This is a genomic window from Nonomuraea sp. NPDC049758 (genome assembly GCF_040674635.1).
Lineage (GTDB): Bacteria > Actinomycetota > Actinomycetes > Streptosporangiales > Streptosporangiaceae > Nonomuraea.
In genome coordinates this window covers 306493-332690 of record NZ_JBFAMZ010000006.1, presented here as the reverse complement: position 1 = coordinate 332690, position 26198 = coordinate 306493, and the positions used below count along the sequence as shown (strand labels likewise).

Annotated in this window: 26 protein-coding genes; 12 read left to right on the top strand and 14 right to left on the bottom strand. The window is 71.5% G+C overall.

What is annotated here, in order from left to right; genetic code table 11:
• Positions 1 to 63 precede the first annotated feature (63 nt).
• The 3 genes from AB0J46_RS18435 (at position 64) to AB0J46_RS18425 (ending at position 2862) form a co-directional block, all read left to right on the top strand.
• Complete coding sequence (locus AB0J46_RS18435) at positions 64 to 1029, top strand: LLM class F420-dependent oxidoreductase (RefSeq protein ID WP_364332944.1); 966 nt, start codon at positions 64 to 66, stop codon at positions 1027 to 1029.
• Positions 1029 to 2447, top strand: a complete 1419-nt coding sequence (locus AB0J46_RS18430) for an amidase (RefSeq protein ID WP_364332942.1) — start codon at positions 1029 to 1031, stop codon at positions 2445 to 2447. Before AB0J46_RS18435 ends, AB0J46_RS18430 begins: the two co-directional genes overlap by 1 nt.
• A 64-nt stretch (positions 2448 to 2511) precedes the next feature.
• Positions 2512 to 2862 carry a YkvA family protein gene (locus AB0J46_RS18425; RefSeq protein ID WP_364332939.1) on the top strand — a complete coding sequence of 117 codons (351 nt, stop codon included), beginning with the start codon at positions 2512 to 2514 and terminating at the stop codon, positions 2860 to 2862.
• Here the strand turns inward: AB0J46_RS18425 and AB0J46_RS18420 are convergent.
• The 4 genes from AB0J46_RS18420 to AB0J46_RS18405 all read right to left on the bottom strand — a co-directional run bounded on the left by AB0J46_RS18420 (position 2859) and on the right by AB0J46_RS18405 (position 6301).
• Positions 2859 to 4055 carry an amidohydrolase family protein gene (locus AB0J46_RS18420; RefSeq protein WP_352362172.1) on the bottom strand — a complete coding sequence of 399 codons (1197 nt, stop codon included), beginning with the start codon at positions 4053 to 4055 and terminating at the stop codon, positions 2859 to 2861. The two genes, AB0J46_RS18425 and AB0J46_RS18420, sit on opposite strands and share 4 nt — an antisense overlap.
• A 158-nt stretch (positions 4056 to 4213) precedes the next feature.
• The gene (locus AB0J46_RS18415) at positions 4214 to 4957 is read right to left on the bottom strand and encodes a tyrosine-protein phosphatase (protein ID WP_364332936.1); all 744 of its coding nucleotides are present in this window, start codon (positions 4955 to 4957) and stop codon (positions 4214 to 4216) included.
• A 10-nt stretch (positions 4958 to 4967) separates the two neighbouring features.
• A complete protein-coding gene (locus AB0J46_RS18410; RefSeq protein WP_358291312.1) occupies positions 4968 to 5789 on the bottom strand; it encodes an SURF1 family protein in 822 nt (273 codons plus the stop codon).
• 32 nt (positions 5790 to 5821) lie between these two features.
• Positions 5822 to 6301, bottom strand: a complete 480-nt coding sequence (locus tag AB0J46_RS18405; RefSeq protein ID WP_364332932.1) for a helix-turn-helix domain-containing protein — start codon at positions 6299 to 6301, stop codon at positions 5822 to 5824.
• Between the two features lie 58 nt (positions 6302 to 6359).
• On the opposite strand from AB0J46_RS18405, the gene AB0J46_RS18400 reads away from it, so the two are divergent.
• From AB0J46_RS18400 to AB0J46_RS18390, 3 genes are read left to right on the top strand one after another with little or no spacing between them, the layout of a single operon-like run.
• Entirely contained in the window at positions 6360 to 6872 is a 513-nt protein-coding gene (locus AB0J46_RS18400; RefSeq protein WP_364332929.1) for a GNAT family N-acetyltransferase, read from the top strand.
• Complete coding sequence (locus tag AB0J46_RS18395; protein WP_352318387.1) at positions 6869 to 7468, top strand: TetR/AcrR family transcriptional regulator; 600 nt, start codon at positions 6869 to 6871, stop codon at positions 7466 to 7468. The genes AB0J46_RS18400 and AB0J46_RS18395 overlap by 4 nt, the downstream gene beginning before the upstream one ends.
• Before the next feature lie 33 nt (positions 7469 to 7501).
• A complete protein-coding gene (locus AB0J46_RS18390; protein ID WP_364332925.1) occupies positions 7502 to 8479 on the top strand; it encodes an NAD(P)-dependent oxidoreductase in 978 nt (325 codons plus the stop codon).
• Here the strand turns inward: AB0J46_RS18390 and AB0J46_RS18385 are convergent.
• Positions 8451 to 8753 (bottom strand): hypothetical protein, encoded by a 303-nt coding sequence (locus tag AB0J46_RS18385; RefSeq protein WP_352318383.1) that lies wholly within the window; start codon positions 8751 to 8753, stop codon positions 8451 to 8453. The genes AB0J46_RS18390 and AB0J46_RS18385 overlap by 29 nt on opposite strands.
• A gap of 124 nt (positions 8754 to 8877) precedes the next feature.
• Between AB0J46_RS18385 and AB0J46_RS18380 the strand changes: the two genes are divergently transcribed.
• Positions 8878 to 10290, top strand: a complete 1413-nt coding sequence (locus AB0J46_RS18380; protein ID WP_364332922.1) for a methyltransferase — start codon at positions 8878 to 8880, stop codon at positions 10288 to 10290.
• 255 nt (positions 10291 to 10545) lie between these two features.
• Here the strand turns inward: AB0J46_RS18380 and AB0J46_RS18375 are convergent, their stop codons facing one another.
• The 3 genes from AB0J46_RS18375 to AB0J46_RS18365 form a co-directional block, all read right to left on the bottom strand.
• On the bottom strand, positions 10546 to 13551 hold the full coding sequence (locus AB0J46_RS18375; RefSeq protein WP_364332919.1) for a BTAD domain-containing putative transcriptional regulator: 3006 nt from the start codon (positions 13549 to 13551) through the stop codon (positions 10546 to 10548).
• Positions 13552 to 13805: 254 nt separating this feature from the next.
• A complete protein-coding gene (locus tag AB0J46_RS18370) occupies positions 13806 to 14450 on the bottom strand; it encodes a GNAT family protein (RefSeq protein WP_352318377.1) in 645 nt (214 codons plus the stop codon).
• A gap of 141 nt (positions 14451 to 14591) precedes the next feature.
• Complete coding sequence (locus AB0J46_RS18365) at positions 14592 to 15878, bottom strand: pyridoxal phosphate-dependent aminotransferase (RefSeq protein WP_364332916.1); 1287 nt, start codon at positions 15876 to 15878, stop codon at positions 14592 to 14594.
• Between the two features lie 79 nt (positions 15879 to 15957).
• Here AB0J46_RS18365 and AB0J46_RS18360 point away from each other — a divergent pair, with 79 nt between their 5' ends.
• The 3 genes from AB0J46_RS18360 to AB0J46_RS18350 are packed head-to-tail and all read left to right on the top strand — an operon-like array spanning position 15958 to position 18572.
• Entirely contained in the window at positions 15958 to 16893 is a 936-nt protein-coding gene (locus AB0J46_RS18360) for a LysR family transcriptional regulator (RefSeq protein ID WP_352362154.1), read from the top strand.
• 9 nt (positions 16894 to 16902) lie between these two features.
• Positions 16903 to 17574 carry a ribonuclease HII gene (locus AB0J46_RS18355; protein ID WP_352318371.1) on the top strand — a complete coding sequence of 224 codons (672 nt, stop codon included), beginning with the start codon at positions 16903 to 16905 and terminating at the stop codon, positions 17572 to 17574.
• A gap of 17 nt (positions 17575 to 17591) precedes the next feature.
• Complete coding sequence (locus tag AB0J46_RS18350) at positions 17592 to 18572, top strand: LLM class flavin-dependent oxidoreductase (protein ID WP_364332912.1); 981 nt, start codon at positions 17592 to 17594, stop codon at positions 18570 to 18572.
• Between the two features lie 35 nt (positions 18573 to 18607).
• On the opposite strand, the gene AB0J46_RS18345 is transcribed toward AB0J46_RS18350, so the two are convergent.
• From AB0J46_RS18345 to AB0J46_RS18335, 3 genes are all read right to left on the bottom strand, one after another.
• Positions 18608 to 18994, bottom strand: coding sequence for an SCO5389 family protein (locus tag AB0J46_RS18345; RefSeq protein ID WP_364332909.1), 387 nt, complete (start codon positions 18992 to 18994; stop codon positions 18608 to 18610).
• A 77-nt stretch (positions 18995 to 19071) separates the two neighbouring features.
• Positions 19072 to 20001 (bottom strand): ATP-binding protein, encoded by a 930-nt coding sequence (locus AB0J46_RS18340; RefSeq protein WP_364332906.1) that lies wholly within the window; start codon positions 19999 to 20001, stop codon positions 19072 to 19074.
• A gap of 98 nt (positions 20002 to 20099) precedes the next feature.
• Positions 20100 to 21479 carry an LCP family protein gene (locus AB0J46_RS18335; protein ID WP_364332903.1) on the bottom strand — a complete coding sequence of 460 codons (1380 nt, stop codon included), beginning with the start codon at positions 21477 to 21479 and terminating at the stop codon, positions 20100 to 20102.
• A 127-nt stretch (positions 21480 to 21606) separates the two neighbouring features.
• Between AB0J46_RS18335 and AB0J46_RS18330 the strand changes: the two genes are divergently transcribed.
• Both AB0J46_RS18330 and AB0J46_RS18325 read left to right on the top strand, forming a co-directional pair.
• Positions 21607 to 22335: a class I SAM-dependent methyltransferase gene (locus AB0J46_RS18330; RefSeq protein ID WP_364332900.1), complete on the top strand. Its 729-nt coding sequence runs from the start codon at positions 21607 to 21609 to the stop codon at positions 22333 to 22335.
• Between the two features lie 41 nt (positions 22336 to 22376).
• Positions 22377 to 23807 (top strand): MFS transporter, encoded by a 1431-nt coding sequence (locus AB0J46_RS18325; RefSeq protein ID WP_364332897.1) that lies wholly within the window; start codon positions 22377 to 22379, stop codon positions 23805 to 23807.
• On the opposite strand, the gene AB0J46_RS18320 is transcribed toward AB0J46_RS18325, so the two are convergent.
• The 3 genes from AB0J46_RS18320 to AB0J46_RS18310 all read right to left on the bottom strand — a co-directional run bounded on the left by AB0J46_RS18320 (position 23785) and on the right by AB0J46_RS18310 (position 26136).
• Complete coding sequence (locus AB0J46_RS18320; protein ID WP_364332894.1) at positions 23785 to 24345, bottom strand: hypothetical protein; 561 nt, start codon at positions 24343 to 24345, stop codon at positions 23785 to 23787. The genes AB0J46_RS18325 and AB0J46_RS18320 overlap by 23 nt on opposite strands.
• 48 nt (positions 24346 to 24393) lie before the next feature.
• Complete coding sequence (locus AB0J46_RS18315) at positions 24394 to 25068, bottom strand: hypothetical protein (protein ID WP_352362137.1); 675 nt, start codon at positions 25066 to 25068, stop codon at positions 24394 to 24396.
• Between the two features lie 84 nt (positions 25069 to 25152).
• Entirely contained in the window at positions 25153 to 26136 is a 984-nt protein-coding gene (locus AB0J46_RS18310) for a polyprenyl synthetase family protein (RefSeq protein WP_364332891.1), read from the bottom strand.
• Positions 26137 to 26198 lie beyond the last annotated feature (62 nt).

The window sequence follows — 26198 nt, the reverse complement described above, 5'->3', positions numbered from 1 at the left end:
GCTCCTTCTGGCGACATACCGCTTGGTATGGTCGGCTCACCGTCGCCGAACCGGAGGCCATGAATGACGCCGAACTGGGGCATGACCATCCCCTTCTACGACCGTTCCCTGGCCAGGTCGCAGGAGCTGATCGCGGAGTTGCCGGGCCTCGGATACACCGACGCCTGGTCGGCCGAGGTCAACGGGAACGACGGGTTCGTCCCGCTGGCGATGGCTACGCAGTGGGCTCCGGGGATGAGGCTCGGGAGCGCGATCGTCCCCGTTTCCACGCGGGGGCCGGGGCTGCTGGCCATGTCCGCGGCCACCCTGGCCGACCTGGCCCCCGGCCGGTTCGTGCTCGGCATCGGCTCCTCCTCGCCGGCGATCGTCGAGCGGTGGAACGCCGTGGAGTTCGCCAAGCCGTACGCCCGTACCCGTGACACGCTGCGCTTCCTGCGGAGGGCGCTGGCGGGGGAGAAGGTCTCCGAGCGGTACGAGACGTTCGAGATCAAGGGCTTCAAGCTGGAACGGGCGCCGAAGACCGCCCCCAAGATCGTGCTGGCCGCCCTGCGGCCCCGGATGTTGCGCCTGGCCGCCGAGGAGGCCGACGGCGCGATCACCAACTGGCTCGCCCCCGAGGACGTGCCCAAGGTGCGCGCCGAGATCGGCCCGGACACCGAGCTGATCGCCCGGCTGTTCGTCTGCGTGAGCGAGGACGCCGGCAAAGTGCGCGAGATGGCCAGGTGGATGCTGGCCAGTTACCTGACCGTGCCCGCCTACGCCGCCTTCCATGACTGGCTGGGCCGGGGCGAGGTGCTGCGTCCCATGCACGAGGCGTGGGCGGCGGGCGACCGCCAGGCCGCGCTCAAGGCCATCCCCGACGAGGTGGTCGACGCCCTCGTCGTGCACGGCGACGCCGCCACCTGCCGGGCCAGGATCCGCCAGTACGTCGACAACGGGCTCGACACGCCGGTGCTCGCGCCCATCCCCGGCGGCGAGGTGCCGATCGAGCAGGCCGTGCGCGACCTGGCCCCGCTCCGGGAGGGCTGATGGACGACGTGCTGCGGCTCGACGCCGTCGGCCAGGCCCAGGCGGTCAGGGACGGGCAGGTGTCGGCCCGCGAGCTGGCCGAGGCCGCCATCGCCGCCGTCGAGGCCCACGACGGCGAGCTCAACGCCGTCGTCCACCGGCGGTTCGAGCGGGCGCTGGCCGAGATCGACGGCCTCCCGGCGGACGCGCCCTTCCGCGGCGTGCCGATCCTGCTGAAGGACCTGGGCTGGCGGCAGGCCGGCGAGCCGTACGCCGCGGGCTCGCGGGTGCGCGACGACCTGGACGCCGCCGAGGACGGCCATGGCGTCGTGCGCCTGCGCCGGGCCGGTTTCGTGCTGCTGGGCCGGACGAACACCCCCGAGTTCGGCAGCACGGTCACGACCGAGCCGGTGGCGTACGGCCCCACCCGCAACCCCTACGACCCGGCGTACTCGGCGGGCGGGTCGAGCGGCGGCTCGGCGGCGGCGGTGGCCGCGGGCCTGGTCGCGCTGGCCACGGCGAGCGACGGCGGCGGCTCGATCCGCGTCCCGGCCTCGCTGTGCGGCCTGGTGGGGCTCAAGCCGACGCGCGGGCGGCTGAGCATGGGCCCGTCCATGGGCGAGGGCTGGAGCGGCTTCTCCTGCCCCGGCTTCGTGAGCAGGACCGTGCGCGACACGGCCGCCGCGCTCGACGCGGTCTCCGGCTACGAGCCGGGCGACCCCTACGACGCCCCCGCGCTGCCCGGCCCCCTGACCGCCGAACTGCACGCCGACCCGGGACGGCTGCGCATCGGCTTCCTGACCGCCCACCCGAGGCCGGACGTGCCCGCCGACCCCGACCTGGCCGAGGCCGTCACCCGGGCGGCGGCGCTGCTGGAGAGCCTCGGTCACGACGTGACCCCCGGCGGCCCGCCGGCGCTCGCCGAGCCGGAGTTCGCCCGGCACTTCGGCGCCATCGTCGCCAACAACCTCGCCGCGCACGTCGTGAGCCTGGGCGCGGCCCGCGGCAGGCCGGTGGAGCTGCACGAGCTCGAACCGCGCAACGCGGCCATGGTCACCGCCGCCCGCGCCAACAGCGCGGCCGACCACATCCTGGCCACCCAGTGGGTGGACGGCTTCCGCCGCCGCATGGCCTCCTGGTGGGCCGGGGGCAACGACCTGCTGCTGATGCCGTCGTCGGGGGCGGCGCCGTTCCGGCTCGGCTGGATCCCGCCCGCCGATCTCAGCACCGCCTTCGGCAGGACCGCGCAGGTGGTGGCCTACACCTCGCCGATCAACGCGACCGGCCAGCCCGCCGTCTCGCTGCCGTTGCACAGGGACGCGGCGGGCATGCCGGTCGGCGTGCAGCTCGTCGCGGCGGCCGGACGGGAGGATCTGCTGATCCGGGTGGCCGCGCAGATCGAGCAGGTCAGGCCGTTCGAGCACGCCGCCATGCGGTGACGTCAGGAACCCCTCACCCGGCTGACGCGTTATGTCGTGAGAAGCCGGGGGTAGGAGGATCCTCATGATGGCGAAGGCAGCACGGGCAGCGGCGGCGTGGCGGACGTACCGCGAGGTGACCAGGCCTGGCACGCCGGGGATGTTGACCAGGGTGCGGGCGATCCCGCGCATGATCGGCGCGGTCACCCGCGGCCGCTACGACGGCATGGGCAAGGGCAAGCTCGCCCTGATGGCGCTCGGCGTGGTCTACATCCTGTCGCCGGTCGACGTCATCCCCGACTTCCTGGTGCTCATCGGGGTGGCCGACGACTTCGGCGTGTTCCTGTGGCTGATCGCCTCGCTGCTCGGCGAGAGCGGTCGCTACGTCGAGCACGAGCGCAGGATCATCCAGGGCAGGCTGGCGGAGGAGGGTTAGATCTCCTCCATCCGCAACCAGGCGCGCGAGGGCAGCGGGTGCCCGAACAGGCGGGCGGCGTTGCCGTAGGCGACCCTGGCGATGTCGGCGGGCGGCAGCGCGCCGAGGTTCGCGGCCACGGCCTTCTGGGTGTCGGGCCAGGTCGAGTCGGAGTGCGGGTAACCGCTCTCCTGGAGCACATGGTCGAGGCCGACCGCGAGGCGGACGCCGGACAGCGCGTGGTCGTCGAGCGTGCCGAAGAAGAAGTTGCGGCGCAGCACCTCGCTGGGCTTGAGGCCGCCGTCCCAGGCGGCCTCGCCCGCGACCGGGTGGTCGAGCGCGTAGTCGGCGCGCTCGGCCAGCATCGGCAGCCAGCCGACCCCGCCCTCGACGATGAGGATGCGCAGCCCGGGGAAGCGCAGCGGCAGGCCCGACCAGAGCCAGTCGGCGCAGGCGAACATGGCGCTGGTGGGCATCAGCGTCGTGATCGCCTCGATGGGCGTGTCGGGCGAGGGCACGGGCGACCAGGACGAGTCGCCGGTGTGCAGGGCCACGACCGTGCCGGTCTCCTCGCAGGCGGCGAAGAACGGGTCCCAGTGGCCGGTGTGGATCGACGGCAGCCTGAGCCTGGTCGGGAACTCGGGGAAGACCACGGCCTTGAAGCCGCGGGCGGCGTTGGCCCTGATCTCCTTGGCAGCGATGTCGGGATCGGGCAGCCAGGGCAGCTGCAGGCCGATGATCCGCTCGGGGTAGGTGCCGGCCCAGACGTCGATGTGCCAGTCGTTCCACGCCTTGACCAGGGCGAGGCCGAGCTCCTGGTCGCGGGTGCGGGCGAACGGCATGCCCGCCTGGCCGGCCAGCATGCCGGGGAAGCACAGGGCGGCCCAGATGCCGGCGACGTCCATGTCCTGGACGCGGGCCTCGATGTCGTGGCAGCCGGGACGCATCTGCTCGAACCTGACCGGATCCAGGGTCCACTGCTCGCGTGGTAGCCCGGCGCCCACGTCGATGCCCGCGCACGGGTACGTGGCCCCGCCGTAGCGCCAGACCTGGTGACCGGCGTCCGTCTCCACGACCTTGGGCGCGACGTCGGCGTATTTCTCCGGGAGCCTGTCCTCGAAGAGGTCAGGAGGCTCGATCAGGTGATCGTCGGCAGAGATGATCACATAGTCGCGCCGCCGGGGGTCAGGGTCGGGGAGCAGCGGCGTAGTCACGCAGGTAACCGTACGACGGCGGCATAACGTCGAACAAGCTGCGACGTATCCGTTGGGTATCCATGCATTCGTACCCGGGACCGCCTGGAGGGGGATGGGGGCGATCCCGGGCCTGTGGGGTCCTTGAGGATGCTGCCCCTTGCGGACCCCGGCGCCTTCTACCCGCGGGAGATCGAATCAGTCAGGAGATTTTCGCGGAGTTCGGCGATGGTGGCCCGGTCGACCTGGAGCACGCCGGTGACGTAGCCCTCGACGGAGCCGTGCCGGTCGATCAGGTCGTCCAGGAACAGGCGCATGGCCTGGGCGGGGGCCCGGCCGAACCCCGGCCACAGCAGGGCGTCCGGGTGCCTTGTGCGCTGGTCGGCGATGAAGCGCTCGGTCGCCAGGCCGGTCAGGGCGTAGTCGGCGATGATGTCGTCCTCGGCGACGCCGACGAGCGAGAGGATCAGCGCGGTGAGCAGGCCGGTGCGGTCCTTGCCCACCGCGCAGTGGATGACGACCGGCGCGTTGTCCGCGACGGCGACCGTCTCCACGGCGGCGCGCAGGTTCTCCACGCCGTCCTCGGTCACCTCCAGGTACCGGTCGGCGAGGTAGCGCTCGACGCCGAGCTCCTCGCTGAACCGGGCGATGTCCCAGGGACGGCCCTCGATCGGCAGGTTGCGGTAGCGCAACCCCTCGGTCTCCGGCACCCGGCCGGCCCGCTCCACCTCGGCGGGATGCCTCAGGTCGATCACGGTGCGCACGCGCAGTGCGTGGAAGGCCCGCAGGTCGTCGCCGGCCAGCCAGCCAAGGGAGTCGGCCCGGTAGAGCCGCTGCCACCGGACGGTGCGCCCGTCCTCGGTGGCATATCCACCTACGTCACGAAAGTTGCGGAGATTGGTGAACTCAATGTGGCGGATCACCCTTCCCACCTTAATTGGCGGCGGTTTCCGCCTCCTGGGTCGCCGCCGTCTCACCGGCGGGTTTCCCGGACTTCCGCTCGGCCACCTCGCGCCGGATCAGCAGGATCCAGCCGCCGATCGCGATGCCGATGAACAGCCACCACTGGACCCCGTAAGCCAGGTTGAGGCCGCCGCCGGAGCCGACGTCGGGGGCGGGCACCAGAGCGGGCGCGGCGGCGGCCTGCGGCTGCTGCCCGGTGAGCTCGACATAGCCGCCCACCAGCCGGTACGGCATGCGCTGCCCGATCTTGGCCGCGTCGATCAGCAGCACCTGGCCGTCCGGCAGCCCGGACCGCTCGCGGATGCCGGTGGAGTCTTCGGTCTCGCTCTGACGTAGCCGCCCGGTGACAGTTACCTGTCCGGTGGGCGGGGCGGGGACCTCGGGAGCCGCGTCGGCGCTGGCGGCGGCCGGGATCCAGCCGCGGTTGACGATGACGGCGCTGCCGTCGCCGGTGACGAGCGGGGTCAGGACGTAGAAGCCGTTGCGGCCCTCCTGCGGGCGGCGGCGGACGAGCAGGCCGTGGGAGGTGTCGTACGTGCCGGAGGCGACGACCGTGCGGTAACGGTCGCCCTCGCCGACCTGCCGGCCGGGAGCCGCGAGCCGGTCGAGCGGGACGGCGGCGGCCTCGATGTTGGCGGTCACTCTGTCCTTGTTGTCGGACCGCTCCTCGAAACGCCCGAACTGCCACCTGCCCAGGAACACGAAGGCGGGGATGACCAGCAGCACCACGACGTGGAGCGCCAGCCACCGGGGCGTCAGCAGGAACCGGTACACGCCTTCAAGGTTAGGCACCGGGGCGGGTGCTCCCTCACGCGGCTCGCCCGCTAGACGCTCCGCACCCCGGGGCCCGGCCCGCGGACCGGCGTGACCTCGCGCGGCCCGGCCACCTCGTGGCCCTCGGCGCAGCGGAAGCGCAGCTCGATGGGGGCGCCGCAGTCGCGGTGGGTGAGCAGCACCGGCGGGCCCTCCTCGTCGGCCAGGTATTTGTCACCCCAGTGCATGAGTGCGACGAGCAGCGGATAGAGGTCGCGGCCCTTGTCGGTCAGCCGGTATTCGTCGCGCTGGCGCTGGCCGGGCTCGCGGTAGGGCTCCTTGCGCAGCAGGCCCTCGTCGACCAGCCGGGCCAGGCGCGCGCTGAGTACCTGGCGGGGTGCGCCGGTGACCGCCTGCATGTCGGCGAACCTGCGCACGCCGCTGAACGCCTCGCGCAGCACCAGGAAGGTCCACTTCTCCCCGACGATGTCCAGGGTGCGCTCGATCGAGCAGTTGTCCACCCGGAAGCCCAATCGGAACGGCACGTTCATCTCCGCATTATATCTGAGTTCAATTGACAGACTCAGCTCCGAGGAGCAGGCTGAGTCTATGCAAGGAACCCAGATCCGCCCGGTCCGCCCGGACGACGAGGAACGGATCAGACGCTTCCTGGCGGGGTTGTCGCTGCACACCCAGACGCTGCGCTTCTTCACCGGCGTGACCGTCCCGGCCGCCCACCTCGTACGCACTCTGCTGACCCTGGACGAGCGCCGCGACGCGCTCGTCGTCACCGCCGGGGACGAGATCGTCGGGCACGCCATGAGCTACCGGGGCGGCTGCGCCGACGTCGAGGTGGCCGTCGTCGTGGCGGACCGCTGGCAGGGGAACGGGCTCGGCCCGCGGCTCGTCGACACCTTGCTGCTCAGGGCCGCCGTGCGGGGGGCGCGTACGGTCGGGATGGACGTGCTGGGCGAGAACCGGCGGGTGCTCAGGCTCGTCCGCAGGCTGTGGCCGGACGCCGAGATGAAGGTCGCGTCCGGTACGGTCGAGGTGACCGCTATGATCGATCTGGCCGGAGTATTTGCGGAACAACGTTCTGGTAGCACACCATTGACAGTGTGAAGAGTGTCAAGAACGGACGCGACGGCCGCACCCGCATCATCGAGGGCGCCCTCCGCCGCTTCAGCCAGGACGGTGTCTCGGCCACCACGCTGGCCAGTCTGCGCGAGGAGAGCGGTGTAAGCGTCGGCAGCTTCTACCACCACTTCGCCAGCAAAGAGCACGTCTACGGCGTCCTGTACGCCGAGATCCTCGACGCCTACCAGCAGGAGTTCCTCGCCGAGCTGGTCCGGCACGACGACGCCCGCGCCGGCATCGAGGCCGTGGTCGCCTTCCACATGCGCTGGGCCGGCGAACACCCCGAGCGGGCCAGGATCCTGGTCAGCGAGCGCCCGCCGCGCAAGCACGAGCCGGGCGGCGCCGAGGTGGCCGAGGCCAGGCGCGCGTTCTTCCGCCAGGTCTCCGACTGGTGGAAGCCGCACATGAAGAACGGGCAGCTCCAGCCCGTCCACGCCACCATGTGCTACGTCCTGTGGCTCGGGCCGGCGCAGGAGATGTGCCGCCTGTGGTTCGCCGGGGCGCACACCCCGACCGAGGAAGAGATCAAGGGCCTGGGCGAGGCGGCCTGGCAGAGTCTCCGCCAGCGCGGGGAGCAATGATCTGAGTACCGTCTGTGGTGTTATTGTCCAAATGTGAGAAGACCTCGGGCGCTCGTGCTGCCCGACCTGCCGGAGAGCGCGCTCGCCCGTCTGGGCGAGGTCGCCGACGTGGCCGAGGCTCCTCCCCGGCCGAGCGTCGGCTTCACCGACGAGCAGCTCGCCGACCTGGTCATCGAGACCGGCGCGAACGTGCTCATCACCGACGGCGACCAGGTTCGCACCTCGGTACTCGGACTCCACATCGACATCGTGGCCAGCCTGGGCGCCCCCACGGGCGTGGACCTGCGCCTGGCCGCCGAACGCGGGGTCACCGTCCTGCACGCCCCCGACCGCGACCCCGAGGCGGTGGCCGAGCTGACGCTCGCGCTGCTGTTCGCGGTCAGCAGGAACATCGTCACCGCCGACCGTGAGGTGCGCAGAGGCCGCGCCCATCGCGGCAGGGTGCCCCCCGCCCAGCGCCACCGCGGCAGACGGCTCACCGGACGCACGTTCGGCATCGTCGGCCTCGGCCGGGTGGGCCGGGCCATGCGCTGGCGCTGCCAGGGGCTGGGCATGCGGGTGGTCACCTGTGACCCGTACGTCCCCGAGGCCACGCACACCCTGCCCGCGCTGCTGGCGGAGGCCGACGTGGTGTCGCTGCACGTGCCCCTGACCGCGGACACGAGGGGCCTGTTCGGCTACAGCGAGTTCGGCGCGATGCGCCAGGGCGCGATCTACCTCAACACCTCGCGCGGCGGCCTGCACGACCTGACCGCCCTGGTGGACGCGCTGCGCCAGGGCCAGGTGGGCGGCGCCGGGCTCGACCACTTCGAGGGCGAATGGCTCGATCCGGCCCACCCGCTGACCAGGCTGCCGAACGTGGTGCTCACGCCCAGGCTCGGCGAGGCCACCGGGGAGAGCCTGGAGGAGCTGGCGGAGGCGCTGGTGGAGGACATCGCGCGGCTGCTGCGGGGCGAGCCGCCCGCGTACGCGTGCGCGCCGGTCAGGCCGGTTGCCGGATCCGCGTCCTGACCTGCCAGCGGGAGCGGTCGAGGGAGATGTCCAGCCGCAGGTCGCCGCGCTGCCTGCGCAGGCCGGGCACGCGCAGCCGGTCGTGCACGTCGAACCTGCCGCGCGAGGGGTAGCCGAACCCCAGCTCGCCGGGCAGCACCCGCAGGTCGTCGCGGTTGCCGCAGCGCGGGCAGGTCCACGAGACCAGGTCCAGGCCCCGGTTGTAGTCGGAGCAGGCGTTGAAGTACTCGTCGGGCCCGAATCGCGACTCGCAGGCCAAGCAGGGGATCAGCATGGGGGCGCGCTCCTCGGTACGGCGTCTTGCACCCCTAGAGATACCGCCACCCACTTGTCCATGGCTTGCAGAACGCTTGGGCGCGTAAGTAACAGTATGAGCACTGTCGGTGGCTGGTGAAAGGATGGTGTCCGTGGAACGACTGCGCCATCACCTCCTCGAAACCGGCTACACGATCGACGGCGTCCGCGACCGGCTCGGCGCCATGGCGGCCTCGGCCCTGGCGCGGGAGGAGCTCGTCCCGGCCCTGCGGGCGACCGCCGACGGCGACCCCTTGGGCACCCTGATCAGGCTCTGGTGGCTCGGCGTGCCGGTGCCGGCCAGGTCCGTGCCGCCCGCCGTCCTGGAGTCGGGGCTGGTGTCGGCCGACGGCGACCTGATCAGGGCGACCGTGCACCTCCAGCCGTGGGAGACCGGCGGCTACGTGGTCTCCGACCGCAAGGTCCGGCCCGGCGACCCGGCGCTGCGGGCCGACCACGTCGTGGGGGCCGGGGGCGCCTCGGCCAACCTGGCCCAGCTCGTCAGCCGCCGGCCCGTCGCGCGCGCGCTCGACCTCGGCACGGGCTGCGGCGTCCAGGTGCTCCACCTCGACGGGCGGGCCGAGCAGGTGGTGGCCACCGACCTCAACCCGCGCGCCGTGGAGCTGGCCCGGCTGAGCTGGGAGCTGTCCGGCGTGACGGGCGTCGACGCGCGGGTGGGGTCGATGTTCGAGCCGGTCGAGGGCGAGCTGTTCGACCTGGTCGTCAGCAACCCGCCGTTCGTCATCGCCCCCGGGGCCGAGCGCACGCTGACCTACCGCGAGTCCGGCGGCGAGGCCGACGACTTCTGCCGCGACCTGGTCCGGCGCACCCCGCGCCACCTCGCGCCCGAAGGGCAGGCCCACTTCCTGGCCAACTGGCTGCACGTCGAGGGCGAGGACTGGCACGACCGGGTCGGCGGCTGGCTGCGCGAGACCGGCTGCGACGCCTGGGTCGTCCAGCGTGACGTGCAGGATCCGGCCGAATACGTCGAGCTGTGGCTCAAGGACGCGGCCGAGCAGGGCACCAAGGGCTACACCGACCACTACGACCGGTGGCTGGCCTGGTTCGACGAGCGCAAGGTCGAGGGCATCGGCTTCGGCTGGATCACCATGCGCAACTCGGGCACCCTCGACCCGGTCGTGCGCGTGGAGCACCTGCCCCACCAGGTGGCCCTGCCGGTCGGCGACTACGTCGACGACGTGCTCGACTCCATCGCCGCCGCCCACCGCGCCGCCGACCTCGACGCGGCGCTGCTGCGCACGGCCGACGGGGTGCTCGACGAACGCGTCGGCCTGCCCGGCGCCGAGGACCCGATCCGCATCGTGCTGCGCCAGACGCAGGGGTTGCGGCGCAGCAGGGAGGTCGGCACCGTCGAGGCCGCCCTGGCCGGCGTGTGCGACGGCGAGCTGGCGCTCGGCCCGCTGCTCAACGTGATCGCCGAGCTGGTCGGCGACGGCGAGATCCCCAACGCCGACGCGATCCGGCCGCTCATCGCCGAGGGTTATTTCCTGCTTTGATTCACCGTTGATCCGACGTTGACCGCGCCGGTGGAGGCTTCTGACCGAGACGCGGGCCTGGGGGGTTCGAAGGTCCGCGTCGAGTCCGGCCGGTCGTCCGTGTGAGGCGGCTAGCCGTCACGCGAAGCATCCGGATGACCGGGCCCCCTGGCGACGCGTGGCGGTCAGGATGACCGGCCGGGCTGCCATCGGCATTGACTAAGGACAGCCTTGATCAACCATGTGTGGATGACACGTCTGGACGACGAGCTGTACTCAGGACTCGACGACGGACCGCTCGACGGCGACGCTGTCCAGCAGGAGCTTCAGGTCGCCGGCCTCGGGGGCGCCGAGCCTGGTGAAGACGTCGTAGGCCTGCCTGAGGCAGTCGAGGCTCCGCGCGAGGCTGCCCAGTCCGCGTAGCGCCCGGCCGAGCACGGTGAGCGAGAGCGCCTCGCCGTAGGGGTGGCCGATCTCGCGCGAGACCATGAGCGCCTGCTCGGCGTGGCGCACGGCGTCGGGGTAGCGCCCGGCGGCGATGAACGTCTCGGCCAGCCGGGAGCACACGCGTTGCTCCCAGACCCGCTGCTTGCTGGAGCGGAAGAAGGCCAGGCACTCGGCGTGGTGGTGCACCGCCTCGGTGAGCCGGCCGACCCGGCTGAGCACGATGCCCAGGTGGTAGCGGGCGCGGGCGGTGCCGGCGCCGCTGCCGATCTCGGTGAAGATGGCCAGGCCCTTCTCCGCCGCGGCGATGGCGTCCTCGGCGTGGCCGAGGCCCAGGTGGTCGCGGGCCGAGTAGCTGAGCACCAGGGCCTCCCCGGCGGGGACGCCGTTCTCGCGGTAGTAGCGGGAGGCGGCGTCGAACAGGGTGAGGGCCTCGGTGTGGCGGCGCTGCCGGCCGACGACGACGGCCAGCGCGTTGAGCACCTCGCCGGTGACGATCTTCTCGCCGCGGGTGTCGGAGAGCTCGTACACGCGGCGGAAGTGGGTCTCGGACTCCGAGAGCTGGTTGCCGGCGAACAGCACCCGGCCCAGCACGTACCGGGAGCGCAGCTCGCTGGCCTCGTCGCCCAGGTTCAGCGCGGCGGCGAGCACCGCGCGGGTGCCCTGGTCGAACTCGCGGGTGTGGGTGCCGGCCTCCAGCAGCGGTTCCATGGCCACCAGCATGTCGGCGGCGGGCAGCAGCTGCTCGCCGGCGGTGGACGTGGTCGCGGCCTGGTTGATGGCCGCGAACAGCGAGTCGCCCTCGGAGATCAGCCAGGCCACGGCCTCGTCGACGGTGGTGAAGGTGAGCCCGCTGCCGACCACGGCCAGGTTGTCGGGGATCATGCTGCCCTCGTAGGCCAGCCGGTGGGCGGACCGGGACGAGGCCAGGTAGAAGCCGAGCAGCCGGCGCAGCGCCAGCGTCTTGTCCTCGGGACGCTCGGTCTTGTCCAGGACGCGCCTGGCGAACAGCCTGAGCAGGTCGTGGAAGCGGTAGCGGCCGGGCGCGGTGGCCTCCAGGAGGCTCATGTCGACCAGCGACTCCAGCAGTTCCTCGGCCTCGTACATGTTCATCGCCAGGACGGCCGCGGCGGCCCCGATCGAGATGTCGGGGCCCTTCGGCAGGGACAGCAGGCGGAAGGCGCGGGCCTGGGCCGGTTCGAGCTGGCCGTAACCGAGCGCGAAGGTGGCCTCGACGGCCAGGTTGCCCACGCGCAGCTCGTCGAGGCGGCGCTGCTCGTCGGCCAGCCTGGGCACCAGGGAGGCGACCGTCCAGGAGGGGCGGGCGGCCAGCCGGGCGGCCACGATCCGGACGGCCAGCGGCAGGAAACCGCAGGCGGCGACCACGTCCATGGCGGCGCCGTGCTCGGCCGCCACCCGCTCGGGCCCGGCCACGGAGGAGAACAGCGACAGCGCCTCGTCCGGCTCCATGACGTCGAGGTCGATCAGCCGGGCCGCGGGCAGGTCGGCCAGCTTGGCCCGGCTGGTGACGATCGTCGCGCAGCCCGGCGAGCCCGGCAGCAGCGGGCTGACCTGGTCGGCGTCGCGGGCGTTGTCCAGCAGCACGAGGATGCGCCGGTCGGACAGCAGCGAGCGGTACAGCGCCGAACGTTCGGCCAGGCCGTCGGGGATGACGTCGGGCGGGATGCCGAGCGCGCGCAGGAAGCCGCCGAGCGCCGACTCGGGGGCGGTCACCTCGTCGCTGTGGCCGCGCAGGTCGGCGTAGAGCTGGCCGTCGGGGAACAGGTCGTCGGCCGCGTGCGCCACGTGGACGGCCAGCGTGGTCTTGCCGACGCCGCCGATGCCGCACAACGCCACCACCGGCACGCCCTCGGCCGACGACTGCGCGGACAGCAGGGTGTGGACGCGGACGGCCACCTCCTTGCGCCCGGTGAAGTCGCCGACCGCGGCCGGGAGCTGCGCCGGGCGGGGCAGTTCGAGCGCGGGCGGCTCCTCCTCGGCCTCGGGCTCGCCGGCGGCCTGCTCGGCCGGGGCGGCGGGCGGCGGCACGAGGGTGAGCGCCGGGTCGGCGGCCAGGATGCGCTGGTGGAGGGCGGTCAGCTCGCTGCCGGGCTCGATGCCCAGCTCGTCGATCAGCGCCTCGCGGGTCTCGGTGAACACGTTGAGGGCGTCGCCCTGCCGTCCGCACCGGTAGTAGGCCAGCATGAGCTGGGCGCGCAGCCGTTCGCGCAGGGGGTGCTCGGCGGTGAGGGCGATCAGCTCGGACACGACCGCGGCGTGCCCGCCCAGCTCCAGGTCGAGGTCCATGAGCGTCTCGATGACGCTGACGCGGCGTTCGGCCAGGCGGTCGCGCTGGTGCTCGGCGTACGGGCCGACGGCGCCGGCCAGCGGCTCGCCCTCGAACAGGGTCAGCGCGGCCCGCATGCCCTCGGCGGCGGCGGAGAGCCGGCCGGCCTTGCGGGCGGTCTCGGCCTCGGCGAGGCCGCGTTCGAAGCGGGTCAGGTCGAGCGCGTCGTCGGGCAGGCGGAGGGCGTAGCCCCGGCCGATGGAGGTCAGCAGCTCGGGACGGGAGCGGGCGGGCCTGTCGGGTTCGAGCACCGTGCGCAGGCGGGAGACGTACGTGCGCAGCGCCCCCAGGGCGCGGGGCGGCGCGTCCTCGCCCCACACGGCGTCGATCATCTCGGCGGGGGTGACCGCGCGGCCCTCCCGCAGGAGCAGCATGCCGAGGATCGAACGTTGCAGCGGGGTGCCCAGGTCGAGTTCCTGCCCCTCGCGCCACGCGCGGACGGGACCGAGCACGGCGAACCGCAGCCCGCCCTCAACGCTCTGACCAGCCATGCCGTCTGTCTCCCGGGCAATGGAACGATTTGTGTCCAAATGATAGATCCAGTACCGCTTACCACCTAGAACTGGGCTGATCGCCGGAACGAACCGTTGATCCGCCTTTGATCAGGTGTTGACCGTGCCGCCGCATGCTGATGGCAGGCCGTACATGGCGCACCGACACGGGGGCGTGTCATGTAGAGCCGATGGGGACGCAGAAAAATACAGGCCCCGCCCGGAAAGTATGGGCGGGGCCGTTGCCGATGTTCCTACGCTGCCTCTACCAGTCCGAGCCGCATGGCCAGCCGTTCTCGGACGAGCGGCCATTCGGAGTTCAGGATCGAGTAGAAGGCCGTATCTCGGACCGTGTTGTCGGCGCCTCGGCTATCCGCTCGCCGCACCCCGTCGAAGTGTGCGCCGAGGGCCTCGATGGCGGCCCGGGATCGGACGTTCCTGACATCTGCCTTGAGTGTGATGCGGTGGACGTTCCAGGTCTCGAAGGCGAGTGAGAGCATGAGGAACTTGCTCTCCCGGTTGACGCCGGTGCCCTGGGCGCAGGCGCCCAGCCAGGTGTAACCGATGTCCGCCACGGACGGGATGTCGCCCACCGCACCCCGTGTACCCGGAGGCCAGGGCATGGGGCCCTGCCAATACTCCAGGTGCATGAGACGGGTGGCACCGACCACGCGGTCGGTGTTCAGCCACCGGATGGCGAAGGGCAGCGTGCGGCCCTCCGCCTGCTCAGCCATGGCGGCCTCCACATAGGAGACCATCTCGTCCCGGCCGTCCGGGACGCGAGTGAAGGCGTAAGTGGAGCGGTCTTCACTCGCCGCGGCGACGAGATCGTCGATCACCGCGTGGCTGAGAGGTTCCAGGCGCACGGAGCGCCCGGACAAGGTGACAAGAGCGGGCATGAGCACATGATGAGGCTCGCGCGGCGCGCGCGTAACCAGGCTCTCGAAGCCATCTTTCCCGGGTTTCTGGATGTGCGGTGTTTCCGCAGGTCAGAGGGCTGATTTGGTGGATGGTAAACCAGCTCTTGGGGAAAGATTCGCCTAACCGTGACATGGTGCCGGCACCAGCGCCGGGTGACGTTCACCCACGACGCCGTGACGGACCAGGGCGAGCTCCTTCAGGCCCATGGACAGATGGTTCAGATTCGCTGCGATCCATGGCAATTGAAGGGGATCTGTGCTGTTCAGCGCGGTCAGTCGTTCTTCGGGCGAGTCGCCGTAGAGCAGGCTCACCGCCACGCGTACCCGGGCGGCCGACGGGTCGTCGCCGAAGGCGTGTCCGGGCAGGACGCCGATGCCGTGCTCGTCCAGCAGGATCCGGGTGATCTCGGCGGAGCCGCCGAGCCTGAGGTGGCTCAGGTCGGGATAGAGGTAGAAGCCTCCCTGAGGTCGCGGCACCGAGGCGCCGATCTCCGTGAACCGCTCGTGGACGGCCCGCGCCACGATGCCGTGCAACCTCCGGCTGCCGGCGACCCGGTCGGTCAGCTCGCGCGGCTCGTCGAAGGCGTAGGACGCGGCCTCCTGGACGGGTGCGGCCGGCGCCGACCAGATCTCGCTGGCCACCGCCAGCAGCCGGGTGCGCAGCCCGTGCGCGCCCTCGGGCAGCCGGGCCACGCCGATCCGCCATCCGCCGAGCGCCAGGCTCTTGCTCAGCCCGGTGGTGATGATCGTGCGCTCGGGCGCAAGGTCGGCCGGCGAGGTGTAGGCGGCCGACTCGTCGTGGACCAGGTCGCGGTAGATCTCGTCGGAGATCACGATCAGGTCCAGCTCGCGCGCCACGGCCGCCAGGCGGGCGACGGTCTCCGGCGTGGCCAGCCGGCCGGTCGGGTTGTCGGGCAGCGTGACCAGCAGGGAGCTGACCGTCCTGCCCGCCGAGCGGGCCTTGCGGACCGCCGCGACGACCAGGTCGGGGTCGGGCACCCCGCCCTCTCCTGGCGGTGCGGGCACCAGGATGGGACGGGAGCCCACCAGATCGGCCTGCGCGGCGTAGCTGACCCAGCTGGGCATGGGCAGGACGATGTCGCCGCCGATCGCCAGGAGCAGGCCGTACAGCAGCGACTTGCTGCCAGGTCCGCAGACGACCAGCTCGGGGTCGGTCAGGAGCCCCCGTCGTGTCCAGTAGCCCGCTGCCGCGGCCCGGAGCCCGGACGCGCCCGCGACCGGCCCGTAGCCGTTGCGCTCGGAAGCGGCGGCCAGCTTGTCGCGCAGCGCCGGGTGGACGGGCAGACCGGCCTCACCGAAGGCCAGGTGCAGCACGCGTTCCCCAGCGCGCCGTCTTCGTTCGATGTCTTCGTTCGCCGCCAAGGTGGCGGACAAGGTCACGGTCATGTTTGTCACGTTCCCAGGGTGGTTGTATGAAGGCATCAGTACAAGCGAGGCTTTTTGTGGGTAGGCGTAAGGAAGTCTGATGCTCGAATTCCGGCGTTTGGCGCTGATCTGTGAGTTCGCTCGCCGGGGCAGCATCGCGGCCGCCGCCGAGTCATTGGGCTACAGCCCCTCGGCCGTCTCCCAGCAGCTCGCGGCGCTGGAACGGGAGACCGGCACCGCGCTGATCGACAGAACCGCGCGCAGCGCGGAGCTGACCGACGCCGGACGCCGGCTCGTCCAGCACGCCGAACGCATCCTGTCAATGGTCGAGGAGGCCGAGTCCGACCTCTCCGCCCATGCGGGCACCCCCTCGGGGCGCGTCGTCGTCACCGCCTTCCCCACAGCGGCCGTGGCATTCGCGCCGGCGCTCGCGCGTTCGCTGCGCCGCCACACCGAGCTGACGCTCCGCCTGGGCCAGAGCAGGTCGGGGCGCGGCATGCGGGAGGTCCAGTCGGGCGAGGTGGACATCGCCCTCGTCGACGACTGGTACGGGTCGGTCCGCGAGAGCGAGAGCCTGCGGGTCTTCCCCCTGCTGCGCGACCCCATCGTGCTCGTCGTGCCGCGCAGGCACCGGCTGGCCGACCCCGGAGTGCCGCTCGACCTGCGCGAGCTGCGCGACGAGCCGTGGATGGCCACCCCCGACGGCGAGCCCTCGCGTCTGGCCGTGGACCGGCTGTTCGTGGACGTCGGCGGCACCCGGCCGACGCCCTGGGAGTTCGAGGGGCTCGGGACGATCCTGTCCCTCGTCGCCAAGGGCATCGGCATCGCCGCGGTGCCCGCGCTCGCGCTGGCCGCCGGGGTGCGCGGGCTGGCGGTCAGGGAGTTCCCCGGCAACCCGGTCGGCCGCGACGTGCACGCGGTCGCCCGCAGGTCCAGCGTGCACCGGCCGTCGGTGTCGGTGACGTTGCGGGCGATCCACGTGGCCGCCCGGTACATCGCCGGTGATCTGGAACCGGTGACCCCGGCCGAGCGGTAGCGTCTGCCCATGGCGCCGACGTACGAGATCGAGCAGCTCCTGCTGTCCATGCCGAGCACCCGCACGGTCGCGGGCGTCGACGAGGTGGGCAGGGGCGCGTGGGCGGGGCCGGTGACGGTCTGCGCCGTCGTGACCGATCTGTCCGAACCGCCGCCCGGCCTGACCGACTCCAAGCAGGTCTCGGCCGCCAAGCGTGGCCCGCTCGCCGGCGAGCTGACCGCATGGGCGGCCGGCATCGGGTTCGGCGAGGCGAGCCACGCCGAGATCGACGCGCTCGGCATGACGGAGGCGCTGCGCAGGGCCGCCCGCCGGGCGCTCGAAGCTCTGCCGGTGCGCCCCGACGCCGTGATCCTCGACGGCAAGCACGACTACATCGGCGCACCCTGGCCGGTCCGCCTGGAGATCAAGGGCGACGCGGCCAGCGTCTCGGTCGCGGCGGCCTCGGTCCTGGCCAAGGTACGGCGGGACGCCTACATGGGCACGATCGGGCATGAGGAGTACGGCTTCGCGGAGAACGCCGGATATCCCTCGCCCGCGCACCAGGACGCCCTGGCCCGGCTCGGTCCCACACCGCACCACCGGCTCTCCTGGTCCTACCTGGACGACCTGCCGCAGTGGCGGCATCTGAAGCAGGTCAGGGATCCGCTCGTGGGCGAAGGGCAGGCCGCGCTGTTCGGCTGAGCCGTAGGATCGGGGGAGTGCGGATCGGGATCTTCGTCATCGCGGCCTGCTTTCCCGGCCAGGACCCAGGGCAGGTCCTGCGGAACTCGGTGGAGCTGATCGAGGCCGCCGAGGCGGCCGGGTTCCACGACGCCTGGATCGCCGAGCACCATTTCATGTCCTACGGCGTGTGCCCGTCGGCGGTCACGCTGGCCGCCGTGGCGGCGGGGCGCACCAGCCGGATCGGGCTCGGCACGGCGGTGAGCGTGCTGTCCTGCCGGCATCCCGTGGCGCTGGCCGAGCAGGCGGCCATGCTCCACCACCTGTCGGGCGGGCGGTTCACGCCCGGCGTCGGCAGGGGCGGCCCGTGGGTCGACCTGGAGGTGTTCGGCACCGGGCTCGACCGGTTCGAGCGGGGCTTCGCCGAGTCGCTCGACCTGCTGGTCGAGGCCCTGTCCGCGGGGTCGGTGGCGGCCGAGGGGGAGTTCTTCCGGTTCAGGGAGGTCACCCTGGTGCCGCGTGCCCGGCTGCGGCCCGTGGTGGCGTGCACGTCGGGCCCGACGGTGGCGCTGGCGGCCGAGCGCGGGCTGCCGATGCTGCTCGGCATGCACATCGGCGACCACGACAAGGCCCTGCTGGTCGCCGAGCACGTCGCGCGCGGCGGGAGCCCGGCGGGGCACCTGGCGGCAGGGGTGGCGCACGTGGCCGACACGACCGAGGCGGCCGTCCGGGAGCTGAAGGAGTCGATGCCCGCGTGGCTGGGCCCCGGGCTGGCCGGCTACGTGCCGGTGGACGGCCGGCCGCGCCCCTCCCGGGACGTCACCGCCTACGTCGACCTGCTGACGCGCATCCATCCGGTCGGCTCGCCCGCCCACTGCGCCGAGGTGCTGCGGCGCACGGCCGAGAGCACCGGGATCGAGCACGTGATCCTGACCGTGGAGGGCATCGGCGACCACCGGCGGGCCCTGGAGGACGTGCGCCGCCTCGGCGCCGAGGTCCTCCCCCTGTTGGAGGGCTGACGGGCGAGCCGGGACGGCCCGGCTCGCCCATGGGTTCAGCAGTCGACCAGCTCCGGTTTCTGGTTGAGGATCTGGGCCCGCGGGGTGACGAACTCGTCGAGGGCCTTGGTGGCCGACGGGTCGAAGACGGCGACCCGGTGGCAGTTCTGGAAGGCCAGCCGTACGCCGAAGTGGCGTTCGAGCGCGCCGCGCATCGCGTCGCTCGCCAGACACCGCAGGAGCTGGCCGCGTGCCTCCTCGGACGGCGGTGGCACCTGGTTGTCGGTGAACTCGGCTCCGCTCTGCGCGCGCTCGGCGACCAGCTCGCTGATCAGCGACCACGCGTAGGGGAGTGAGTCGCGGACGCAGGCGACGAACGCGGCGTCGTCCACGTCTCCGGCTCGGGCCTGGTCCAGCAGATCGTTCGGGACGGTCAGCGACATGCTGTCTCCTCTCGAAGGGGATCGAATCTGACGTTATGTGGGAGAAGTGGGTAGCTCCAGAGCCCTGGAGGTGCGTTTTAGGGGCCGTAGACGAAGTCAGGATCGATCTGCTCGGCCAGGTCGGCTCCCGTGCGGGCGTTGGCCCACGCGCGGGCGTTGCGCAGGTGGAACTCGGCGGTCTGGCGGCCGAAGCGCGGCCAGTCCTTCTCCTGCGCGTCGAGGGTCTTGCGCAGGACGGCCAGCGCCTCGGTGTTGGCCGGCTCCAGGTCGTCGAGCGTGAAGTGGCGGCCCTGCTCCATGGCGCGCACCGCCGAGGAGTGCTCCATCCAGGTCAGCAGGTCGTCGCCCACGTGCGCGCGGAGGAACTCCACGTCGGACGGGCCGTGGACCTTGTTGCCGACCACGGCGAGCGCGACGTCGTACTTGGCGGCGTGGTCGCGGTACTGCTCGTAGACGCTCACGCCCTGCCTGGTGGGCTCGGCGACGAGGAAGGTCAGGTCGAACCGGGTGAACAGCCCGGAGGCGAAGGAGTCGGAGCCGGCGGTCATGTCGACCACCACGTATTCGCCCTGGCCGTCGACCAGGTGGTTGAGCAGCAGCTCCACCGCGCCGACCTTCGAGTGGTAGCAGGCCACGCCGAGGTCGTCGTCGTCGAACGCGCCCGTGGCCAGCAGGCGCAGGCCATGGGGGGTGGTCACGGCGTAGTCGAGCGCGGCCAGGTCGTCGAAGCCCAGCAGGCGCGAGCCGCGGCCCGGCGGGGTGGTCTTGACCATGGTCTCGGCCGAGGCGATGCGCGGGTTGTCACCGCGCAGCAGGTCTTTGATCTCGGTGAGGTGGGCCCCGAGCGGCTCGGGCTGGGCGTTGAGGCCGAGCACCAGGGCCAGGTGCTGGTTGATGTCGGCGTCCATGACGACCACCGGGTCGCCCTGGGCCGCCACGTGCCGCGCGAACAGCGCCGAGATCGTCGTCTTCCCGCTGCCGCCCTTGCCGACGAATGCCACTCTCACGTGCGCTCCTGAAATGACGATGAAAATCGTTTCCGTTGGGCCCGCGCACCATCATGCCACACTCCGTGCTGGGGTGATGGCTGTCGGAAAGGTGAGGTTCAGCCGCAGGCGGCGTCCAGGCTGACCGGGTTCTCCGGGTCCTGGGGCGGGGCGGCGGAGTGGTGCGCGCTCGCCGACCGGTTGGCCGGGCGCTCGTCCAGGGCCTCGGAGACCTTCCGCCTGATCAGGTACCAGTCGGGCGTGACGGTGCTGATCAGCGGCGGGACGAAGCTGAGGCTCCGGATCCTGGTGTCCTTCACCTTGTCCGACAGCTCGATCAGGGCGGGCAGCAGGTCCTGGGGCACGTCGCTGGAGATGGCCCGCTTGGTGGCCGCGGCCAGCTTCTCGAAGCTCTTGAGCACGGTCATCGGATCGGCCTGCTTGGCGACCGCGTTGAGCAGGCACTTCTGGCGTCCCATGCGGACGTAGTCGTCGCTGTCGGTGCGGGACCGGCCGTACCAGAGGGCCTCCTCGCCGGACAGTTTGCGGGTGCCCGCGGGCAGCAGGCCCTCGCGGTACTTGCCGTACACGATGGGGTCCTTGACGGTGACCCGGACGCCGCCCATCGCGTCGACGATCTCGGCGAAGCCCTTCATGTCGACCATGGCGTAGTAGTTGACCGGGATGCCGAGGATGTCGCTGACGGTGCGCTTGAGCAGCGACGGGCCGCGCTTGCCCTTGCCCACGCCGGGGACCATCTCCGGGTGGTCCTCGGCGTACTGGAAGATCTCGTTGAGCAGGCCGGGGGTGCTGGGGCCGTCGCCGGTGAAGCCGAAGGGGAAACGGCTCCTGGCCGGGCCGTGCGGGAGCTGGACCTTCTGCAGGTTGCGCGGCAGGCCGAACAGGGTGGTGGCGCCGGTCTCGGTGTCCACGCTGGCCACCGTCATGCTGTCGGTGCGCACGCCGGGGCGGCCGGGGGCGGCGTCCGCGCCGATCAGCAGGAAGTTGACGCGCTTCGCGCCGTTCCACGGGTCCTGGGCGACGACGGGCGCGCTGCTGGTGGTGGTGGCGAAGACGTGGCTGACGACGTCGCGGGACAGGTAGGCCATGCGGGTGGCGTACGCGGTGGGGGCCAGGACGAGCGCGCAGAGGGCGGCCGCGAGAGTGGTGGTCAGGAAACGTCCGGCGGTGTCGGAGGAGTCGGGACGGACGAGCAGGAACGACCGGATGATCACGGCGGTCCACGCCAGCGCGATCCCGACCAGCGCCACGGTGAGCACGGTGAGCCAGCCGGGCTGGACCGCCAGCGACAGCAGGCGGGTGCTGAACGCGGTGAACACCGTCAGGACGCCGGCGAGCATCAGCACGTAGGCCGCCATGAGGGCGATGCCCATCCGGTGACGGTGGGTGGCCAGGTGCGCCACCCCCCACAGCGCGGCCGACGCCACCGTCAGCGCGATGCTCGCTCCTAGGCCGAATTCGCGTTGTTTCCCTGTCATGCCTGGTCAAACCCCCAATGCCAGCCCATCCAAGTCACCATAGTTATTGCGTTGCGGGCCAATTGAGGGTGAAGGGGAAGTGTTTGCTCAATTCCCGGTCAAGACCCTCTTGAGATATAACGTGAGAGTGAGCACTCGACACGGTAGCTACGGATTCGACGCGCCGTGGGCCCTCGGCGGACTGCTCTTCGGGGCGATCGTCCTGCTGGCTCTCGCGGCGCTCTCCTTCGTGCTGGACATCCCCGCCGCCGGGATCGCCTTCGCCTTCGGCGGGCTCTACACGCTGGCCAGCGCGGCCAGCTACCTCTACACGACGCGCCGGGGCAAGTTCGCCGTCTGGGCCGAGCTGCTGGAGCCGCTCGAAGGCGGTGAGCGGGTGCTCGACCTCGGCTGCGGACGCGGCGCGGTGCTGCTGGCCGCCGCCGCCCGGCTCACCTCCGGACGGGCGGCCGGCGTCGATTTGTGGAGCTCGAAGGACCAGTCGGGCAACGCCGCGGCCGTCACCCTGGCCAACGCCGCGGCCGAAGGCGTCGCCGACCGGATCGACCTGGTCACGGGCGACATGCGCGACCTGCCGTTCGAGGACGGCGCGTTCGACGTCATCGTGTCGAGCCTGGCGATCCACAACATCCCCTCCGCCGAAGGCCGCCGGCGGGCGATCGGCGAGGCCCATCGGGTGCTGCGGCCCGGCGGGCTCATGCTGATCGCGGACTTCCGGTACGCGCCCGACTACGAGGACGCCCTGCGCGACCTGGACGTGATCGACATCCGCCGGCGCGACCTGGGCGCCCGCCTGTGGTACGGCGGCCCCTGGTTCGGCACCACCCTGGTCGAGGCCAGAAAACCTGCCTTGTAGGGAACGTTTGCCATCCGTTTACCGGGTACCCAAGTGCCCTTATGAGCGATGTGGATACCGGCACCGTAACCACCAAGGTGCCCGCACGGCTGGACCGGCTGCCGTGGTCCCGCTGGCACTGGATGATCGTCATCGGTCTCGGCACGGTATGGGTGCTCGACGGGTTGGAGGTCACCATCGTCGGCAACCTGTCCGGGCAGCTCGCCAAGCCCGGCAGCGGCCTGGACATCACCCAGGCGCAGGTCGCCGGCCTCGCCGCGGCCCTCTACGTGGCCGGGGCCTGCGTGGGGGCGCTGTTCTTCGGCTGGCTGACCGACAGGTTCGGCAGGAAGAAGCTGTTCCTGCTGACGCTCGTGGTCTATCTCGCGGCGACGCTGATGACCGCCCTGTCCTTCGACGCCTGGTGGTTCTTCCTGTTCCGCTTCATGACCGGTTTCGGCATCGGCGGCGAGTACGCGGCCATCAACTCGGCCATCGACGAGCTGATCCCGAGCCACCACCGGGGACGCATCGACATCCTCATCAACGGCAGCTACTGGCTCGGCGCGGCGGGCGGCGCCCTGCTGACCGTGCCGCTGCTGAACGACCTGCCGGTCAACATCGGCTGGCGGGTGGCGTTCGGGCTGGGCGTGGTGCTCGGCCTGGCCATCCTCCTGGTGCGCAGGAACGTCCCGGAGAGCCCGCGCTGGCTGTTCATCCACGGCCGCGACCGCGAGGCCGAGCAGATCGTGGACGACATCGAACGTCAGATCGGCCGGGACCTGCCCGAGCCGCAGGAGTCGATGACCATCCACCAGCGCAGGTCGATCGGCTTCCTGAGGATCGCGCACACGATGGTCGCGCTCTACCCCAAGCGCACGGTCCTCGGGTTGTCGCTCTTCATCGGCCAGGCGTTCCTCTACAACGCGATCACCTTCGGGTACGCCCAGATCCTGACCACGTTCTTCAAGATCGACTCGCACACGGGCTACTACTTCGCGATCATCGCGGTCGGCAACTTCCTCGGCCCGCTGCTGCTCGGCAGGCTTTTCGACACCGTCGGCCGGGTCCCCATGATCTCGGCGACCTACATCGGCTCCGGGGTGCTGCTGCTCGGCACCGCCTGGCTGTTCAACCAGGGCGCGCTGACCGCGATGACGCTGACCCTCTGCTGGTCCGCGGTGCTCTTCGTGGCCTCGGCGGGGGCCAGCGCGGCGTACCTGACGGTGAGCGAGATCTTCCCCATGGAGACCAGGGCGATGGCCATCGCGTTCTTCTTCGCCATCGGCACGGCCGCCGGCGGCATCGCCGGCCCGCTCGTGTTCGCCTCGCTGGTCGAGAGCGGCGCGCCGGGCGACACGGCGCTGGCGTTCTCGATCGGCGCGATCGTGATGATCGTCGCGGGGCTGGTCGAGCTGGCCTTCGGGGTCAAGGCCGAGCGCAAGGGGCTGGAGGAGATCGCCGCGCCGCTCACCGCCGCGCGGGCCGCATGACCCGCAGCACCTGGGTGCTGTCGGCCAGGTACAGGTGCGGCACGTCCACGAACACCCGCATCGGGCCGCGGTCCAGTTCCAGGTCGCGGGCCATGGTCGCGTGCACCTCGGCGAGCGGCAGGTAGTTGAGGTAGCTGGTGAAGGCGTTCTGGGAGCGGAAGGTCGCGGTCATGGCGAGCGCGCCGTCCCGGATCCGGAACGCCACGCCGATCAGGCAGGGCACCGCGTCGTACGGCTCGCCGGGGATGGTCAGCGAGATCCACGCGCTCTTGCTGTACGGCTTGACCCGCAGCAGGTCGGCCGCCCAGGCGAGCTGCCCCCTGATCCGGGCGCCGTAGCTGTACTTGAACGGCGGCACGATCACGTCCTCGCTGAACTTCCTGCTGTACAGGGCCAGCCGCTCCGCGTCGCCGTACCGTGCGATGATCGGGTCGTCGCCCCGCACCTCGGCGATCTCGAACAGCACGGACGGGGCCTCGATCACGGGGCCGCGGTCGTCGTCGGCGAGCGTGCCCGCCGCCCAGACATGTCGCATCATCCACATCCACGCCTCCCCACATGACGCCCATGACGCAGGGCCGGGCATTCAGGTCTCCTGATCCGGGAACTCGTAGGGGTCGCGCGGGAGCCGGCGCCGCCTGGTCACGTTGCAGCGCACGTAGTAGACGGCGTAGTGGACCAGCGTGACGAGGAGGATGCCGAAGGTGAGCAGGAGCAGGTTGGGCGCCTGCCCGCACAGGCCGGTGAGGCCCACCGTCAGGTAGGCCGAGTTCGCCAGCGCCAGGGTCGTCACGTTGATCCCGGGCCAGGCCAGCGGCGCGTACGTCTCCGGGAAGCGGGGGTCGATCGGCAGGTTCGGGCTCCAGCCGAGCCGGTCCTTGAGCCTGGAGGCGTACAGCAGGCGGAAGTTGTTGATCGCGCGGGCCGTCCTGGCGTGGGCGCGGACCGCCTCGATCAGCCGCAGGAACGGCAGCACGCTGAGCACCCCGAACGCCGTGACCAGGGCGAACAGGTACCACGGCACGCGCTGCCACTCCGTGAGGCTCTGCGGGTCCACCACCTTGGCGCTGGTCAGGGCGATGGCCGCGAGGAACGGCCCAGACAACAGGCTCATGGCGAGCCTGGTCATCTTCAGTCGTTCTTCCTTCGCGGCCAGGTGGACCGCGTAGATGCCGGTGAAGTCCACGGCGGCGAGCTGGAGGAAGTGACTGGACTCAAGCCCGTCGTCCCGGATCATCATGCGAGGGGGGATCTTTCGCATGTGCGCTCCTGTAGTGCGTGACTCCAGTATTAGCGCGATTCGCCGGGTTGTGGAGGCGATTACTACCAATTGTTCCAACAAATCTCAACTGACGCCCGTCAACTGCGACGACACCCCCGCGACGTGGTCGATGTAGGCCGTCGGGAGGCCGTACAGCAGGGCCGCGATCTCCCTGTCGTGGATCACCGGGAGGGCGGCCAGCGCGTCCGAGGCCAGGCCGCGGCAGAACTCCAGGGTGTTGGGCACCAGGTCGCCCGCGCGCAGCCGGCGCAGCGCCTCGTCCACCTGCTCGTCGCTCATGTCGCGGCCGAGCAGGTCGCCGAGATCGGTGCCGGACAGGAGCAGCGGCAGGCTGTAGACGCCCTGCCGCAGGTCGTTGCCGGCCGGCTTGCCGAGCTGGGCGCTGGAGGCGGTCAGGTCGAGCAGGTCGTCCAGCACCTGGAAGATCAGCCCGAACTTCTCGCCGTACGCCGCCACGCGCGCCCGGTCCTCGGTCGAAGCCCGCGCGCAGACGGCCGCCACCAGGCAGCCGGCCCGGAACAGCGCGGCGGTCTTGCCGGTGATCGAACGCAGCGCGCTCTCCCTGGTCCTGGCCGGGTTGAACAGGTCGCTCGTCTCCAGGTACTGGCCCTCGGCCAGCTCCACCACGGTGGCCGCGAGCACCTCGGCGACCGGCCTGGACACCGCGGTGATGGCCGCCAGACCCGCCCTGGCCAGCATGAAGTCGCCGATCACCAGGGCCTTGCCCGCGCCCAGCTCGGCATTGAGCGTACGGGTGCCGCGCCGCTCGGTCGCCCAGTCCATGAGGTCGTCGTGCACGAGCGAGCCGGCGTGGATCAGCTCCACGCACGCGGCGGCCGTGATCACCCGGCGGTCGGGGGCCTTGCCGAGGGCGAGCGAGGTCGCCAGCGTCAGGGCCGGACGCAACCGCTTGCCTCCGGCGCTGACGATCCGCCCGGCGCCCGCGTTGATCCCCGGCAGCGCGGACGAGCCGCTGAGCCGCCTGATCCTGGCCTCGACCTTGCGCAGACCCTGGCTGACGGCGGGGCTGTTCACGAGTTGCTCCATGGAACCAAGCCTGCTCCCGCGCCGCTGTGCCCCTCCTGAGAGACGCTGAGGACGCTCTCAGC